Annotated in this window: 9 protein-coding genes; 3 read left to right on the top strand and 6 right to left on the bottom strand. The window is 49.0% G+C overall.

What is annotated here, in order from left to right:
- Positions 1-42 precede the first annotated feature (42 nt).
- Positions 43-894 (bottom strand): class II fructose-bisphosphate aldolase, encoded by an 852-nt coding sequence (locus KPC83_RS01410; protein ID WP_216279216.1) that lies wholly within the window; start codon positions 892-894, stop codon positions 43-45.
- A gap of 318 nt (positions 895-1,212) precedes the next feature.
- On the opposite strand from KPC83_RS01410, the gene KPC83_RS01405 reads away from it, so the two are divergent.
- Positions 1,213-2,022 (top strand): DeoR/GlpR family DNA-binding transcription regulator, encoded by an 810-nt coding sequence (locus tag KPC83_RS01405; protein WP_216278817.1) that lies wholly within the window; start codon positions 1,213-1,215, stop codon positions 2,020-2,022.
- A gap of 246 nt (positions 2,023-2,268) precedes the next feature.
- On the opposite strand, the gene KPC83_RS01400 is transcribed toward KPC83_RS01405, so the two are convergent.
- Positions 2,269-3,228 carry a helix-turn-helix transcriptional regulator gene (locus KPC83_RS01400; protein ID WP_216278816.1) on the bottom strand — a complete coding sequence of 320 codons (960 nt, stop codon included), beginning with the start codon at positions 3,226-3,228 and terminating at the stop codon, positions 2,269-2,271.
- Positions 3,229-3,560: 332 nt separating this feature from the next.
- On the opposite strand from KPC83_RS01400, the gene KPC83_RS01395 reads away from it, so the two are divergent.
- Positions 3,561-5,399, top strand: a complete 1,839-nt coding sequence (locus KPC83_RS01395) for an ABC transporter ATP-binding protein (protein WP_216278815.1) — start codon at positions 3,561-3,563, stop codon at positions 5,397-5,399.
- Positions 5,389-7,128: an ABC transporter ATP-binding protein gene (locus KPC83_RS01390; RefSeq protein WP_216279215.1), complete on the top strand. Its 1,740-nt coding sequence runs from the start codon at positions 5,389-5,391 to the stop codon at positions 7,126-7,128. The genes KPC83_RS01395 and KPC83_RS01390 overlap by 11 nt, the downstream gene beginning before the upstream one ends.
- A 595-nt stretch (positions 7,129-7,723) precedes the next feature.
- Here KPC83_RS01390 and KPC83_RS01385 read toward each other — a convergent pair.
- The 4 genes from KPC83_RS01385 to KPC83_RS01370 form a co-directional block, all read right to left on the bottom strand.
- Positions 7,724-8,347 (bottom strand): GNAT family N-acetyltransferase, encoded by a 624-nt coding sequence (locus tag KPC83_RS01385; RefSeq protein WP_216278814.1) that lies wholly within the window; start codon positions 8,345-8,347, stop codon positions 7,724-7,726.
- 136 nt (positions 8,348-8,483) lie between these two features.
- Entirely contained in the window at positions 8,484-9,413 is a 930-nt protein-coding gene (locus tag KPC83_RS01380; protein WP_216278813.1) for a DUF559 domain-containing protein, read from the bottom strand.
- Positions 9,414-10,352: 939 nt separating this feature from the next.
- A complete protein-coding gene (locus tag KPC83_RS01375; protein WP_216278812.1) occupies positions 10,353-12,164 on the bottom strand; it encodes a 1-deoxy-D-xylulose-5-phosphate synthase in 1,812 nt (603 codons plus the stop codon).
- Positions 12,165-12,459: 295 nt separating this feature from the next.
- Positions 12,460-16,281: an FtsX-like permease family protein gene (locus tag KPC83_RS01370; RefSeq protein ID WP_216278811.1), complete on the bottom strand. Its 3,822-nt coding sequence runs from the start codon at positions 16,279-16,281 to the stop codon at positions 12,460-12,462.
- Positions 16,282-16,283 lie beyond the last annotated feature (2 nt).

Raw genomic sequence — 16,283 nt, 5'->3', positions numbered from 1 at the left:
TAGCTCAATTCTCTTGGCTAAAGTACGCGACCTAAGCGCAACCTAAGCGCGACCAACCGACCCAAGATTTTGCATGCGGATTTTGACAATCTTGACAATCTCGTCCATACCTTGATGCGCTGGCTTTTTAGGGTCAAAATTCTCAGGATGAGCAGCAACAAAGTCCTGGTATCCCTTGGTATATGCTTGGCGCAACTCGGTTGCATAGTTCACCTTGCAAATACCGTTTTGGATGGCCTCAGCAACCTGCTCATCAGGCACACCTGAGGTTCCGTGCAATACCAGCGGAATATCCAGCTTGGAAGCAATGGCCTTTACAACATCTTGCTGAATATGTGGCGTTCCCGCATAGATGCCGTGTGCCGTGCCAACACCAATAGCTAAGCTGGTGCAACCGGTGCGCTCAACAAACTCGACAGCCTCGTCAGGGTCGGTATAAGGGTTTTCTCCCTCAACGGAAGGACCATCGTCCTCTTTGCCGCCAACCTTGCCAAGCTCAGCCTCAACCGGAATGCCAAGAGCGCGTCCCACACGAGCCACTGGTGCGGTTACCGCAATATTTTCCTCAAAGGGCACATGCGAGCCGTCAATCATAACCGAGGTATATCCTGTTTTCATTGCCTGCATGCAACGCTCAAAGCCGTCGCCGTGATCAAGATGCAGCGCCACTGGAACATCCGTACGTGCAGCAGCTGCGGCTACCATGCCATAAAAATAGTCAAGACCAGCAGTTTTGATGGTTCCTGGCGTTGTTTGCATAATGACCGGCGATTTTGTTTCTTCTGCAGCAGCCAGAATTGCCATGACAAACTCGAGATTTTCAACATTAAATGCACCAACACCATAGTGATGTTTACGTGCATCCTGAAGCATCTCCCTTGTAGTTACCAGCATAATAAGCCCTTCTTTCTCATAGGCAGCTATTGCTATCAGTGGCGCTATCAGCGACATATCTGATACCAAACAAACACTAAAGCCATTGTACGCGAGCGCACCTATATATAGGGCAGCTTTGTGCCGCTTATGCGCTGTATACTTTGAGTAAAACGAAAGTAAAAGCAAGTTAAATATTTGATTGTGCCCGCATCTTTTGAAGAATCTATCAGTAAGTATTATATTCTTGTCCAGAGTCTCCTAGTACGTAGATGATTATACTTTCGTTTTCTTATTCTAAAAGAAAGAGCAAATTTACTACGAAAGGCCAGAGTCCATATGCGCCACACAAGCCGCAAGAATACAGTCAATTTTGCCCAAGAGCGACAAGCCGCAATTCTTGAACTCCTTACCCATGAGTCTGCTGTCCATGTAGCAGAGCTTGCTCGCACCTTTAAGGTCAGTGCGGTAACTATTCGTTCTGACCTTGACGCCCTGGCCCAAGCCGGAAAACTACAACGCACGCATGGCGGAGCAATTTCTCTACAGCGAACACTCACTGTCTCGGTGCAAGACAAGCGCATAAACGTCAATGCCCCGGCCAAACAGGCAATTGCCCAGGTTGCACGCACACTTGTTAAAGCTCACGACACGCTGCTTGTTGATTCGGGAACCACTGCTCTTGCCTTTGTTCGCGCGCTTGAAGGCATCGCTGACCTTACAATCATTACCCCTGATCTTACCATTGCAGATTTCATCGATGAGAGCATGCCGCAGGTAAATGCCATAGTCCTCGGCGGGTGTGTACGTAAAAGCCATCGATATGTATATGGCCCACTTGCACACGCCTCTCTTGCGCTGCTCCATGTTGACCTTGCCGTTGTCTGTCCGGGAAGTTTTGTTCCTGTGCGTGGGTTTATGACAGATTTTCCCCCTATGGCTGAAGTTAAAACTGCCATGCTGCAAGCTGCCAAACGTCGCGTTGCTCTTTTGGATGCCAGTAAAGTTGCTGCTCAGGGCATGATACGGTTTGCCGAGCTCTCTGAATTTGACGACATCGTTATGGATCGCGATCCTGCAGGTGTGCTTGCTGCAATGATTGACGAGCTGCCAAGCGAGCAACGGCCGAGACTTCACACAGCAGAATAAGTTGCTGCGGGTATTTCTATTATCCAGCTCAACATTGCGCATATGTCGCTTTCAACTAAATCTATCGAGCGGCACCCATCTACTCACCGTTGATAGCGACATTTAAGCAAGCAACACGCCAATCTGCACCGCTACGTTATTTCAGCTGTCATACTCCAAATGACCCGCGCTTATACAAGCTAGCCCGCCAAACTGCGTATTTGCCACTCTCTATACGCATTCATGTGCACTCAATTGAGGCAAAACTTATAGCTGAGCTCGCCATGCGCGCGGTGAACAACCTACTTGAGCTTTAAAGCACTGCGAGAAGCTACTAAGGTGCTTAAATCCAACTTGCTCTGCAATTACTCGAATGGGAACTTTTGGCTGCAACAACAACTCCTGCGCTCGCACCATACGCTCACGACGAAGCCAATCGAGCACCGAGTAACCTGTCTCCGCCTTAAATGCAGCGCACAAATAACTCCGACTTACATACACATCATGAGCCACATCTTCTAAATGAATCGAAGCTGACAAGTTTTGCTGCATAAGTGCCTTTGCCTGAGCAACTACCACCTGCTGTTCGCGTGAGCCAAAACGCTGGTGCGCATCGTAGTGTGACTGAACAGAACTATTGAGCAGCGACAACGCATGAAGCCCAATACCTTGAAAATATGGCATCATGCCTGGGGCTTCAATTTGGCCGACATCTAAATTGAGTAACAACTGTGCCAACTCGCGAGGCAAATCATTTTGATACTGAGGACTTGTGCGCTCGAACAGCTGTCCATAGCTTCCGCCAGCAAAGGTACTCATTCTCTCGAGGTAGCTCGGTAACCAGCAAAAAGTATATGAAAGATAGTGAGTATCTTTTTGCATGGTATACGTCTCACGAGGGCAGTCCATAGCAAACACGCCCACATTCCGCTGTTTACACAACGGCTGAGCCGGAGCCTGCGGAAGCATTGACGCGGAGGCCTCAGACATAACACTCGCACATAGACACGTCCCAGGGCACTCTTGTAGACAAACTTCCTGCTGAGGCAAAATATCAACCAAGAAAAACGCCGCATCACGTGCAAGAGGTACGGCCACAGTGCGCGCTGTACCCCACTCATAACTGCCCTGACTCAAAAGACACGTCTCGCCTTTCCGAATATCCATATCAAGCTGCAAGACAGGCTCTTCGTACATGTGGAGCAACTCTTTGCCGAGGGTAAACATACGTCCTCCTGTTAGCCGCGCGTCCAAATAATTTAGGCGCGCGTCCTTATTCGCATACTCACTGAGGTCAATGGCCCTTACTTGAATAAGTTAGTTATGGTTAATCTTAACAGAGTACGCTGTAAAACTCGAAGGGAAATGCGTATGGAACCTGTAACAAAACAACTATGTCGCTTTCAACGACGAGCATCTCTTACTCAGCCGTTGGTCGTCGTTGATAGCGACATGACACGCACATCATTCACGGTAGCCCCATCAACAACCATCCTGCGCCGTCCACTCAGCCGCCTCTTCAGCACGTTCCCGCAAAGCTACTAAAGAAAGGAATGCATATGTCTCAGCCTGCAGTAGCACCCAACACGGAGCCCAGCAAAGATTTGCACCCGTTCAAGCAGCTTGCCGTTTATGCAGACTCGCATGCTTGGCGAGCCTATCTAGGCTGCTTGCTTGCCGCGCTTAACGGCGTTCTTACTGTTGTCCCCTTTGTTCTTGTTTGGTACATCATTAGAAACTTTATACTGGTAGCACCCTATTATGACCAAGCAAGCGATGTTGCCCCCTATGCATGGGGTGCCTTTGCTGCCGTTGTTGCAGGAAGCTTCTTGTACTTCTGTGCGCTCATGATGACACATAACTGCGCCTTTCGTATTGCAAGCAATATGCGCAAGACCTGCATCAATCACCTAGACCGTGTCAGCTTGGGACTTGTTGACCAAACAGCAAGCGGAAATATTCGGCGTATTATCGACATTTCAGCTGGTCAAACAGAGGATTTGATTGCGCATAAACTGCCCGACTTTGTCGCATCCATCGTGGCACCTATTGCCTACATTATCTGCATGTTCTTATTTGACCCTATTATGGGAGCGGTTTGCCTCATTCCCATCGTCATTTCAATTGCTGCGCTTTCATTGATGTTTACTCATAAAGCCGATGGCGAAGATAGTAGCTTTATGGAGCTCTACCAAAACGCATTAACGCGCATGAGCGAAGCCGGAACCGAATATGTACGCGGAATTCCGGTGCTTAAAATGTTTCAGCAGACAGTATATTCATGCAGGGCATTCCATGAGGCAATTATCAGCTACCGCGACATGGCAACCAAATACACTATTTTTTGTCGCGTGCCGCAGGTTTCTCAGCTTGTTGCTATCAACGGCACCTTTGCCATCATTGTGCCCGTAAGTATTTTGCTGGCTGCACATGCCACCGACTTCAAGCTTTTTGTTATTGATTTTCTGTTTTACGCGCTGTTTTCTTCTCTTACAACTTCAGTCATGAACAAGGTTATGTATGCAAGCGAAACCATTGAATTAAGCAAAGATGCTATCGTACGTGTGCAATCTATTCTTGAAATGCCCATCATGAAACGCGCAACAGAGGAAGAAACACAGCGTCCACAAGATAGCTCACTTACACTCGAACAGGTGTGTTTTAGCTATCCTGGAGCCAACCGTAACGCGCTCAACAATGTCAGCCTGAGCATTGCTCCCGGTCAAACAGTTGCCATTGTTGGCGAGAGCGGAGGCGGAAAATCTACGCTTGCTAGTCTCTTCCCGCGCTTTTGGGACGCTTCATCTGGGCGCGTTCTAGTTGGCGGCGTTGATGTGCGCCATATTGAGCCGTCAGTACTCATGGATTCTATCGCCTGCGTGTTTCAAAACGACCACCTCCTCAAACAGAGTATCCGCGACAATATCCGTGCAGGACGCATTGATGCACGTGATGCAGATATTGAAGCCGCCGCGCATGCAGCTCAGTGCGACGATATTATTGCTAAGATGCCGCAGGGTCTTGATACCATCATTGGTACGCATGGTGTATATCTCTCTGGAGGAGAACGTCAGCGCATCGCCCTTGCCCGTGCCATTTTAAAAGATGCACCTATTATTGTTTTGGATGAGGCTACTGCCTTTGCAGACCCCGAAAATGAAGCCCTTATTCAACAAGCTTTTGCAAAGCTTTGCCACGGTAAAACGGTACTCATGATTGCGCATCGCCTCTCAACGGTTATGCACGCCGATTGTATATATGTTATGGAACAAGGCCAACTTGTTGAGCAGGGAACACATGAAACGCTGCTGCAGGCAAACGGTCGCTATGCACAACTTTGGAAGAACTATCAAGCGTCAGTTTCTTGGAAAATTGGAGGCACATCTTATGTTGCGTGACACCTTTGTATTAAGTGAAACAGGCTTCACGGTTTTTAAAAAGGGAATTCTTGCCTGCGTTGTTTCAAATCTAACGCTAATGGCTCCCGTCTCAGTGCTATTTCTTGCAAGCGAGATGTACGTGCAACACATCTTTGATGCTAAACAGCCCCTTCCCGACCTTCTCGGGTTTCTTGTTGCTATTGCGGCTGTTTTAGTGGCTATGTTTATCACGCAATACCTCGAATACAACTTGAGCTACGTGGCTGTATATGGCGAATCTGCCCGTAAACGAATTAGCCTGTCTGAGCATTTGCGCAAACTGCCTCTATCATTTTTTGGACAGCGCGATCTTACCGATTTGACCTCAATTATTCTTAAAGACTGTTCAGACCAAGAACGTATGTTTTCACATATTATGCCAAGGCTTTTTGCTGTGGGTATTACAACCGGCATTATTGCAATCATGCTCTTTATATACCACTGGGAACTTGCCCTTGCCGCCTTGTGGCCGGTGCCTCTTGCTATTCTTATTTTGCTGAGCACCCAAAAAATCAGTGGCAAAAAAATCCAGCACAAAAACGCTTGTCATCTTGCTATGCTTGACAAACTTCAAGAATACATCGAATGTAATCGTGAGCTGCGTTCCTCAAACACCAACGAAACGTATCAAACAAAGCTGTTCAACGAAATTGATAACTACGAACAAGCGCGTATATCTCTCGAATATACATTTGGGGTGCCGGTAACCTCAACTACTGCGTTTTTGCGCCTCGGTATGGCCTCAACCGTTCTCCTGGGGTCGCTCCTAGTTATTTCTAATCAGATTAGCCTTATGGTGCTATTTGCCTTTTTGCTGGTAGTTACTCGTGTTTATGACCCAATTAGCGTTATTTTAGCTGCTATCGCTGAACTCAACGATATGAAATATAGCCTTAATCGCATGCGGGAGCTCGAAAACCATCCAACACAAGAAGGCTCAGCGCACTTTGAACCCTCGGGGCACGATATCTGCTTTGAGCATGTAAGCTTTGCATACAATAAGGGCACGGGAACGCAAGTGCTTGACGATATTTCATTCACAGCACCTGAGGGACAAGTTACGGCGCTGGTAGGACCAAGTGGCAGTGGTAAATCTACTGTTGCAAAGCTAGCTGCACGTTTTTGGGATATTCAATCGGGTACCGTGCGCATGGGCGGCGTAGACATCTCCCAAATCGATCCCGAAGTGCTGCTTGGGCACTACTCCATGGTCTTCCAAGATGTTGTTCTTTTTGATACCAGCATTATGGAAAACATTCGTATTGGCAAAAAAGATGCAAGTGATGATGAGGTACGAGCAGCAGCAGCGGCGGCTATGTGCGATGAGTTTGCGCTGCGCCTGCCTGATGGATACAACACCCGCATTGGCGAGAATGGCTCACAGCTCTCAGGTGGTGAGCGCCAACGCATTTCTATTGCGCGAGCCTTGCTCAAAGACGCGCCGATTGTTCTTCTTGATGAGGCCACAGCGTCGCTTGATGTCGAAAATGAAACACATGTTCAAGAGGCTTTATCACGCCTTTTAGCAGGGAAAACCGTTCTTGTTATTGCTCATCGTATGCGAACTGTCGAACATGCCGATAAGATTGTAGTGCTTTCGGATGGTACTGTTTCCGAGCAAGGAAGCCCGCAAGAGCTTCTTGAGCAGCATGGCTTATTTGCTCATATGGTTCACCTGCAAAAAAAATCTGCATCGTGGACCTTATAGCTTCCGGCGCTATATCTACCGATATATAGATTTCTGTGGTGAGCCCCTGAGATTTTTACGGGCGTAGGAGAAGCTCTTGAAAGAAGTAAGGCTTTTCCTAGGGTGCGGAGCTGCTAAGAGTGCTGCGAATGCAGAGAGCTGCGGTTACTTTGCTTCTTGAAGCTATTGCAGCCAGTTGGCTTGCTAGGCTCTTGCTAAGCCGCTGGACTTACTTGTAAAGTTGCCGGGTTCCCAAGTTGGGTTATTAGCTTGCAAGGTTGCTGAGCTGTTAAGTTGCTAGACTGCTGAGTTACCGAGCTAGGTAACAAGCATATCTAGCCACAGGATTGCTTGGATTGATAAGACTATTAAGTGCGCAGGGGGATTACTAGGTTATCCCCCTTTTTCTCTCTCCGCGCCCTAGCCTTTTGCTTCTTATGTCGCCCTCAACGCACTGCATCAGAAAACTTCCCCTCGCGCGCTCTTGATAGCGACATTGCTTCCATCTCAAACACTCGCCTCTCCTCGCTCGCCTCTCCAAACACGAACCGCACAAGAAAAAACCTAGCCATTGGCTAGGTTTCAAAGCAGCTTCTTCTGTGTTAAAGCCAACGAGTTACTCAATACGATAAAGATACATCTCCTCAGGAAGCACCTGCCGCTCCTCTAAGCTCGTCACATACTGTGCCTCGCGTATAAAACCTAGATGCTCATAAAACTCCCAGGTACAACTTGTGTCAGTGAACAAATATGCAGGAAGTGCTTGTTGGCTTGCTAGATATGCACGTGCAGCGTCAATCAGAGCCCGACCAACTCCATACCCACGCGCAGCTGGGCTAACCGCCAGCAAGACTACCTCTGCAGAACCAGACATACCAGAACGCTCTAGGAGCTGCCGGTTTACACGCTGCTCCGCATCAAAATACTGCAACCCATGCGCGTGCGCACCCGTGTCTTGGAATTGCAAATCAGACATAGCCTTTTCATACACGCCTTGCCAATACTTCTGGGTTTGCTGGCTTGCCTTTCCTATGCGCGCTGCAATAATCCCACATGCCTCACCATGTAGCTCTGCAACGCAAGTAAAGGTAGCCTTTCCAAGAAAATGCGCCAAATCTCCTGTTGCCTCAAGACTACCGATTGTTGTGTCCGTATAATGCGCGTGCCATTGCGCACGCAAAATCTCAACTAACGCCTCTTGGTCTGAATTTTGAAAATCACGATATACAACAGCTTTCACAACTATCCGCCTTCTACTTTCTGTAATCATTTTGTTTAGCATATCTAATTTTTGACATTGAGAAAACTCATTACGCATCTCATACTTCAAGTAATCCATATATGCATACAACTCAAACTTAGGTTTTCACACGAGACTACGCCGCCCGAGCATATATATCATAGTGGCGTATCACAAATCGTCTGAGTTTATCCTGTTTAACATAATAGTCCGCATCTTGCGGCAACTTATACCGCAAACATTCAGCCACAAAAGCTACCACGCGACGAAACTCGGATGCTATGTTTAGCTGTGACGCTGAAATTCTACAAACGCGTATTCCTTGTCTTGCTAAAACATTATCGCGCTCATGGTCAGTTGCAATTTGAGTGTCTAAACGATGCTGTCGACCATCATATTCAAAGTTCAGCCTAGCATGTCTAACATAAGCATCCAGATAAAAATGCGAGCGACGAGTCATATTTTGAAACTCTCTTTCAATAGGAATATGAACATCCATCTCAATTGCACGAATCCCTAAACCACCTTGCCGTTTTGGAACAACCCACAAAACCATCATTGCTGTCTCCATAGGAGAACGCGACCCCTCGCGTACATACCAAAGCGCTCGGCGAGCCCGCGCAACGCCACGCATATGCACATGGACTGAAATTGCCTGAGCCAAAACCGCTCGCCTCAGTGAAGCGCGCTTTTGATTATCAGCAGACCTCGCAAACACCGGAAACCCTAGATATGAGCCGCACAGTTCATACCCAAACTCAACATGCTGCCAAAAACTCATCCACTGTCCTGCTTGGATAAAAAGCAACTCAGGTGCAACCATGTATATTTCATTCCCCAAATAGATGAGCTCTCCTAGGTATGCCGCGCTCGTTCGATGATATACCACATCCTTCCGACGACCTCGCTGCGAAGTTCCAACGTTAATCACATGCAGTTCAGCTGGTTCATCGGACAAACAAGCAAGCATCTCCCTCGCGCGGTCTACCTCTAACGCCGTTGGAGCTTGCTTCAGAAGAGCGGTCGAGAGTCGCCTCCGCCGTGGGGCAATATCTGTTCTGTGCATGTATCTGTATACAAGCCAAGCGGTGTTATGTGAGAGAATCATTGTCATAGTTCAAGCATGCGCTCAAAAAACGAGAATTGCTCGAGAATCGAAAATAATATTTGTGCATCTACCAAAATCGACGCATCAATCTATCACCGCAGGTAAAATGCCTGATTAGATGAATAAAACTACAAGAGTTATTTAAATAGCACTTGTTTAATTTAGTTCTAACTTTACGTGTGTCGCTTTCAACGCGGAGCAGATAGACAACTTGAGATACAACTCATTGAAAGCGACATGAGGGTGCGAGTAACTATTGGCAAGGGTTATATGCGTTGCAGCATTCATCTCGCGTGTTACGTGTCGCGTGTCGCGTGTCGCGCATTGCGCGTTGCGGCATACGTGTCGCGTGTCGCGTAGCGCGCGCTGTGTGTTACGGGTCGAATATCAGGTATTTTGCGTTGGGTATTAGATATTGTGCGGTACGAGTTGGGTATCGTGCGTTGAGTGACGTGCATGTGCTTGCTGCACATAAGGCGGTACATGTTGCGTATTAAATAACCTGTATCCGCGCGTGCTGGAGTTGATTGGCATGTGTCGTGTAACGTGTGAGCACAATACGTTTCAGATGCTGGGCTTTGGTATTATGCAAGTGCCACGCGGGTTATATGTTACATACATTCTACGTGTTTCATGCAACTCGCATAGCACGAACTACCCACAACGCCTCTCGCAAACTGCACAAAAGTACTAACCGCATGCTTGTGCTACCCGAATACATCGCACTGCCAAAATGCCTGCAAAGCCTGTACACCCCGCGCAAAACGTACATCTCACACAGCCTGCACGGCAAAACACCCACAGCCTTTACTCAGCCTGAATGTCTCACATAGCAGTATTTTCACATCCAAAAACATATAGCCCTGACCTGCGCGGACAATAAAACTTTCTATGAAGCTACATTCCAAAATAATGGAGTACGTCCTCGCTAATCTGCTTGACAGTTAAACCCTGCTCATACAAAAAAGCTTCGGTATCAAAACGATCAGGATAAGACTTCTTAAATCCATAACACTTTACGCCAACGCCTGATGTTCCCAGCTCACGGGCAAGCTGCTCGCCCCAACCGCCTTCAAGCACACCGTCTTCAAGCGTAATAATTAGCTCATGCGATGCTGCCAACTCGTGTAAAGTTTGCGCATCAACGCCTAAAGCAAAACGGGGGTTAACAACAGTCGCATATAAATTATGCTTTGCAAGCGCCCCGGCAACAGACTCGCCCAACTCAAAAAACGAACCTAGCCCAAGAATGGCGACACGAGAGCCTTTACGAACCACCTGATAGCGCGGGTCAGCAAATGACATATTGGATGCTGGTGCCAAATCAGGTCGTGAAATAATGCCTTGTCCCGGCATACGAATTGCCACCGGACCTCCCGTATAGGCAATCGCCCACGCAAGCATGGCCTCGTATTCCTCGCAGCAAACGGGAGCAAGATAGGTCAAATTTGGCAAACCCGCAAGCAAGGGAATATCAAAAAAACCTAAGTGCGTGGCATCATGGCTTCCATAAACCGAACAACCGCAAACAACCAAGGTCACCGGCGCATTATTGAGACACATATCGTGCCAAAGTTGGTCATAAGCACGCTGCAAAAAGACGCTATAAATTCCCAACACAGGACGTGCTCCAGCTGCTGCAAGTGCAGTTACGAAGCTAACTGCATGCTGTTCGGCGATACCAACATCGACAAATTGTGTGCCTGCTTGAGAGCGCTTTTCGGGGCTAAAACCAAGTAAATACGGTGTTGCGGCACTCACACTCACCAGCAACGGGTCTTGCTTCATGCGTTTCAGAAGAATATCCGCTGAGATGTCAGCATAAGTTTGGGGGGTCTGGGGGGTTTGACCTGTACCCAGAGCCAAGTTGCACACACCATCTGCCTGCTCAAAACCGCACTCGCCTTTTAGCAGCTCAAATACCCCAGGATGATGCCAAGCCTCAGGGTCAGCTTCAGCACGTGCAAAACCACAACCCTTTAGTGTATGCACATGCAAGACCACTGGATGGTCTAAATCGCGATAACACGCCAAGGAACTCATGAGCAGCTCGAGGTTATTTCCCGCCTCAAGATAATGATATTCAAAGCCAAGTACCTCAAATATATTATGAGATGCTGTCCCCTGTGTACGACGTAATTCAGCCAAATTACGATATATTCCGCCATGATTCTCGGCAATAGACCAATTATTGTCATTCACAATCACAAGGACGCCCACGCCCAGCTCAGCCAGGTGATCCAAGCCCTCAAACGCCATACCACCCGATAGCGAGCCGTCGCCAATCACAACAACAATGTTTTCACTGCTACCACGTTGTGCGCGTGCGAGCGCAAATCCGCATGCCAAGCTTATAGATGTTGACGTGTGCCCCATCACAAATGCATCATATTCAGACTCAAAAGGATTCGCAAAACCCGAGGCCTCACAAAACCGCTCAGCGTCTAAAAACGCAGCCGCTCGGCCAGTTAACATTTTATGCGCATAGGTCTGATGAGAGACATCGAACAAAATACAATCTTGTGGCGCATGAAACACCCGATGCAGCGCAACCGTCAACTCAACTACGCCAAGATTTGAACCCACATGCCCGCCATCCAGCGATGAGCGAAACAGGATAGCTTGGCGAATTTCGGTACACAAGTCGAGCAGCTGTTGCATAGAAAAAGCCTGTATATCGGATGGTTTTGCTATCTGCTCAAGCAGCACGATTACAGTCTCCCTCACTTAGCCGTATCCGCTCGCACGGTTCACGAACGCCGTACCAGTGTTACACAGATTAAGAATACTTAGAGCTTGAACTTATCACACAGGCCGGTCTTCGGCCAATTTCCGCATGTGTGCACAGCTCGTGATGATTTATTGTACATGCCGTAGGTATACGGCAAAAGGGTGGATGAGCCGCGCGAGCAGAGCTCCTATCACACTCACAGGCTCACGCGCGACGGCAAGCTGCTACAAAACTAATATCCACCCTCACGCAAAACAGTTCGACTATCCTTAGCTACTCTGCACTTTTGAGCGCCTCAACCATTACGATGTTATCAAGTGAGCGATTGGTAATGCGATTTACTAGCAGCACAAACACCAACGAGGCACCTGATGCAATAAGATAGGTCCTTGGGTCAACCACGGTATCAAAGTACAACGACGGCATATGCAAAACTATGGTCAGCAGCCGCGTAATGCCATAGCCCAACGGACAGCCTGCCAGCATGCCTATAAGTGCTAAAATCACTGTCTCCTTATTGATATACCGATGCATTTCTCTCGGACGAAAACCGAGCACCTTAATGGTTGCCAGCTCACGGGCGCGCTCAGAAATATTTGTGGTAGATAGCGCAAACACAACCGCAAATGCCAAAGCTGCCGCCATGACCGTAACCAAATAGACAACGACATCGATAATCATAAAGGTCTCTTGGAACTGAGTTGAAATGCGCGCAACGCTGCTCAAGGTTATAAAAACCGGATTAAGCCCAAGCGTATCAGCAAGACTAATCTGCTCAGCCGCCGTAGAGCGCAACTGAACAAGATAGGCATTAGGAGTAGCATCTTTACCAAACGCTGCACGGTATGATGCCTCACTCATATAAGCGACATTACCCAGATAGTTAAGCGCAACGTCTGTAACCTGTACCTGCGCTTCGGCAAGACTTTGATCTTGGAGCCCTACGGTATCGCTCCCTGCGTGAAAGCCCAACACCTGCTCGGCATTTTTGGTAAGCACCGCTTTTGCCCCTGCTGTGGGAACTGATATAGCGCGGCCATCCTGCGCAAGCACATCGACAAACGGCGCGAGGTCAGCCGGCTCGGGCACCACCATCAGCTGGATACTCTCGCGACGGCCCTGATAGCTCGCGGTAACGCTGTCAACATATACGGGCAACTTCTGTATCACTGCCCCTGTTGCATCGAGCGCGGAAGCTGCTGCGTCAATATCAGATGGAGCTGCAACAGCCAGCAAATCATAATGCACCAATCCTGCATCACCATACTGGCGCTCCCGAAGCGAAACAACCGTGTCCTTAATGCCCAAGCCGCAAATCATAAGCGCTGTACATCCCGCAATACCAATAATGGTCATGAGAGCGCGTTTCTTATACCGAAATACATTGCGCGCAGTCACCTTATTCAAAAAGCTCAGGCGGCTCCACAGCGGACGCACGCGTTCCAACAAAATACGAGCACCAGCACGTGGAGCACGGGGACGCATCAGAGATGCAGCTTCTTCGGCGCTAGCGTGCGCACATGCCACCAAGGTTGCGCCCAACATGCCTGCAACAAAAAAGATAATCCCAAACACCGCAGTTAATGCTGACATATGCAATTCAAAGTCGGTTAAGGCATACATCGTTCTGAAGATAATAAACAAAACCTCAGGCATCACGACAAAGCCCAGGATATCGCCCAGGATGCCTCCAGCTATGCACGCTGTTAGCGCATATACCAGATACTTTGCCATGATAATTAAGCGACCATAGCCCAAAGCCTTGTAAATGCCAATAAGTCCGCGGTCTTCCACAACCATTCGCGTAATAGTTGTTAGACTCATCAAAATGGCAACAACAAAAAATAGTATGGGAAAAACTGTAGCGATTGATTCAATTGATTGAGCATCTGAGTCAACCGATGTAAAGCTGGGCAACGCCGTGCGGTCTTGGATATACCAAACAGCGTTCTCAATCTTGTCTAGGCGGCGGTAAGCATCTTGAAAAGTATGAGCAGCTGTAGCCTTATTTGCCTCGTACGTAGCAAGACCGGCCTGATAATCACGCTCACCGAGGACGTAGCGCGCCTCGCCGCGCGCCAAGCGCTCAGCGGCTTTTGATAAAGCTTGTTGAGCGGATGCTTGTTCTGACGCAAGGGTAAGCGCACCTGCAGCAAGTGCCCGTCTGTTTTGCTCAAGCAATGCGCGTGCTGAGGTGAGCTGTTGCTGAACCATGGCGAGTTCGGTGCTGCGTGCCTGAAGCTCAGCAGCCGAACTATCGAGCTGCTTCTCAAGCTGTAATCGAGCACACTCTTGAGCAGACCGTTCTTGTTCTTGCACCTGCTGCCGACCGTGAGCCAGCTTAGCAAGGCCACCATGCGCTTGCTGCCAAGCACGTGCCAGCTCAGCGACACGCTCTTGTGTTGTTGGTGCAAGCAAAGACTCCAGCGACTGGATACGTGCAGCAACCATGCTGCGCTGCTGTTCTATTGCCTCAATCTGTGCGTCAAGCTCAGCTAGAGCATCATCAGAAGGAGGCGGAGTTTGATTGCCCAGCTGCTCTCGATGTGCACGCACTTCTGCAAGGCGCTGTTCCAACTCCTCACGCGTGGCTCGCAAGCCTGCTATATCGCCCTCAAGCCGTGGGTATGCGGTTTGTATCGCTTCGGCCAATGCCTCAGAAAACGCAGCACGTGCCTCGTCGCCTTGTGATGGATGAGCAAGAGCATATGGGCTGGTCAAGGAGCGCCAAGCTGTATCTGGCCAAGTGACTCCCGCCTGAATAAAGCCTGCAGATATGTCCTCAATCTGTGAGGCAAGCGTCTCAATTGTCCCTTGAAGCTGGCGTTCTTGGTCATCAAGCTCAGCATAATGCGCAGCAAACTGAGCCGACACACGCTCCTGCGTCTCCTCATATGCCTTAGCTTTTTTGCGCTCAAACGCTTGATAGCCCTGCTTAAGCTCAGACTGACCGCGAGCTAGCTGGCTCTCCTTTTCCTGTAGCTGCAACTCAGCCGCCTTGAGCGCGCGCGTCTGTTCTGCCAGTTCATCTTGAGCGGCATGTATCTGCGACCCAGCCAGCGCGGATTGCAAACTCAGCTGCTGACGACCCTCGGACAGCTCTTGAGCACTTGCTCTAAGCTGGGTCTGTGCACGCAAAAGTTGTGCTGCCGCATCATCGAGTTGCTTGTTTGCACGTGTTTGCTCTTTCTCAATTCGTGCACGTGCCTCTGTTCGCACATCCTCTGAACGAGTCTGTTCACGCGCATATCTTATCTTTTCAAGAGCGCTTTTTGCCTGCCCGATGAGACTGGTATACGCATCGCTATAGGTATTGAGCACATGAGCGCCTCTAACATGCACGTACGCGACGGTAAAAACCTCAGGCTTAAGCACTGCCTCGGGCGTTAGAAAAAACCGATACTTGGTAGCCGAACGTGTCCGAAAACCCATCGACGCGCTATCGGGGTTGATGTCCATTGGGTCGCGCACCACGCCTACAACGGTGTAGTTTGTGCGAGCAAAAATTGCTCGAGGAGCTGCTGGGTCATCTAGCTTGACAGCGGTTTTTTCACCGGCATCTTCTACTGTCGCAGAGCCCTCACCGTCTCCTGTGCGCATGACCTGTTGCTGGTCTGATGGCGAGAAAAAACTAACACGCTCCCCCAGCTTAACACCCGCAGCTTCTTGATAGCGCGGCGTAATAGCCACCTCAAATGCCGAGCGCGGCAAACGCCCCTCAAGCACGCGCGGCTGGTTCATGTTTGCGCCGTTCAAAGCACTCACATCGAGCTTCTCTGTAGTTGTTCCTACCCGCGTATACACACGCTCGGTATATGAACCAACTGCAAGCTCAACGTTTTTTACCTGCGACATCGCATCAATATCGTCAGCAGTGAACCCAAGGGTTGAATGAATAGCAATGTCATACAAATGTTGCTCATCAAAAAACCTGTCCGCCGTCTGCCGCAGGTCTTCGCACGCCGCCCGCAAGCCAACCAACATGGTGGCGCCTAGAGCGGTAATAATAAACATAGAGATAAAGCGCTTAGGATTTTTGATAACCGTACGCCAAATATCAATCAACCATGCCCGAGCATGCCGCCGCTGAGCCATAG

The organism is Collinsella sp. zg1085 (genome assembly GCF_018889955.1).
Taxonomy (GTDB): Bacteria; Actinomycetota; Coriobacteriia; order Coriobacteriales; family Coriobacteriaceae; genus Collinsella.
This window is presented reverse-complemented; position numbering and strand designations above follow the sequence as displayed.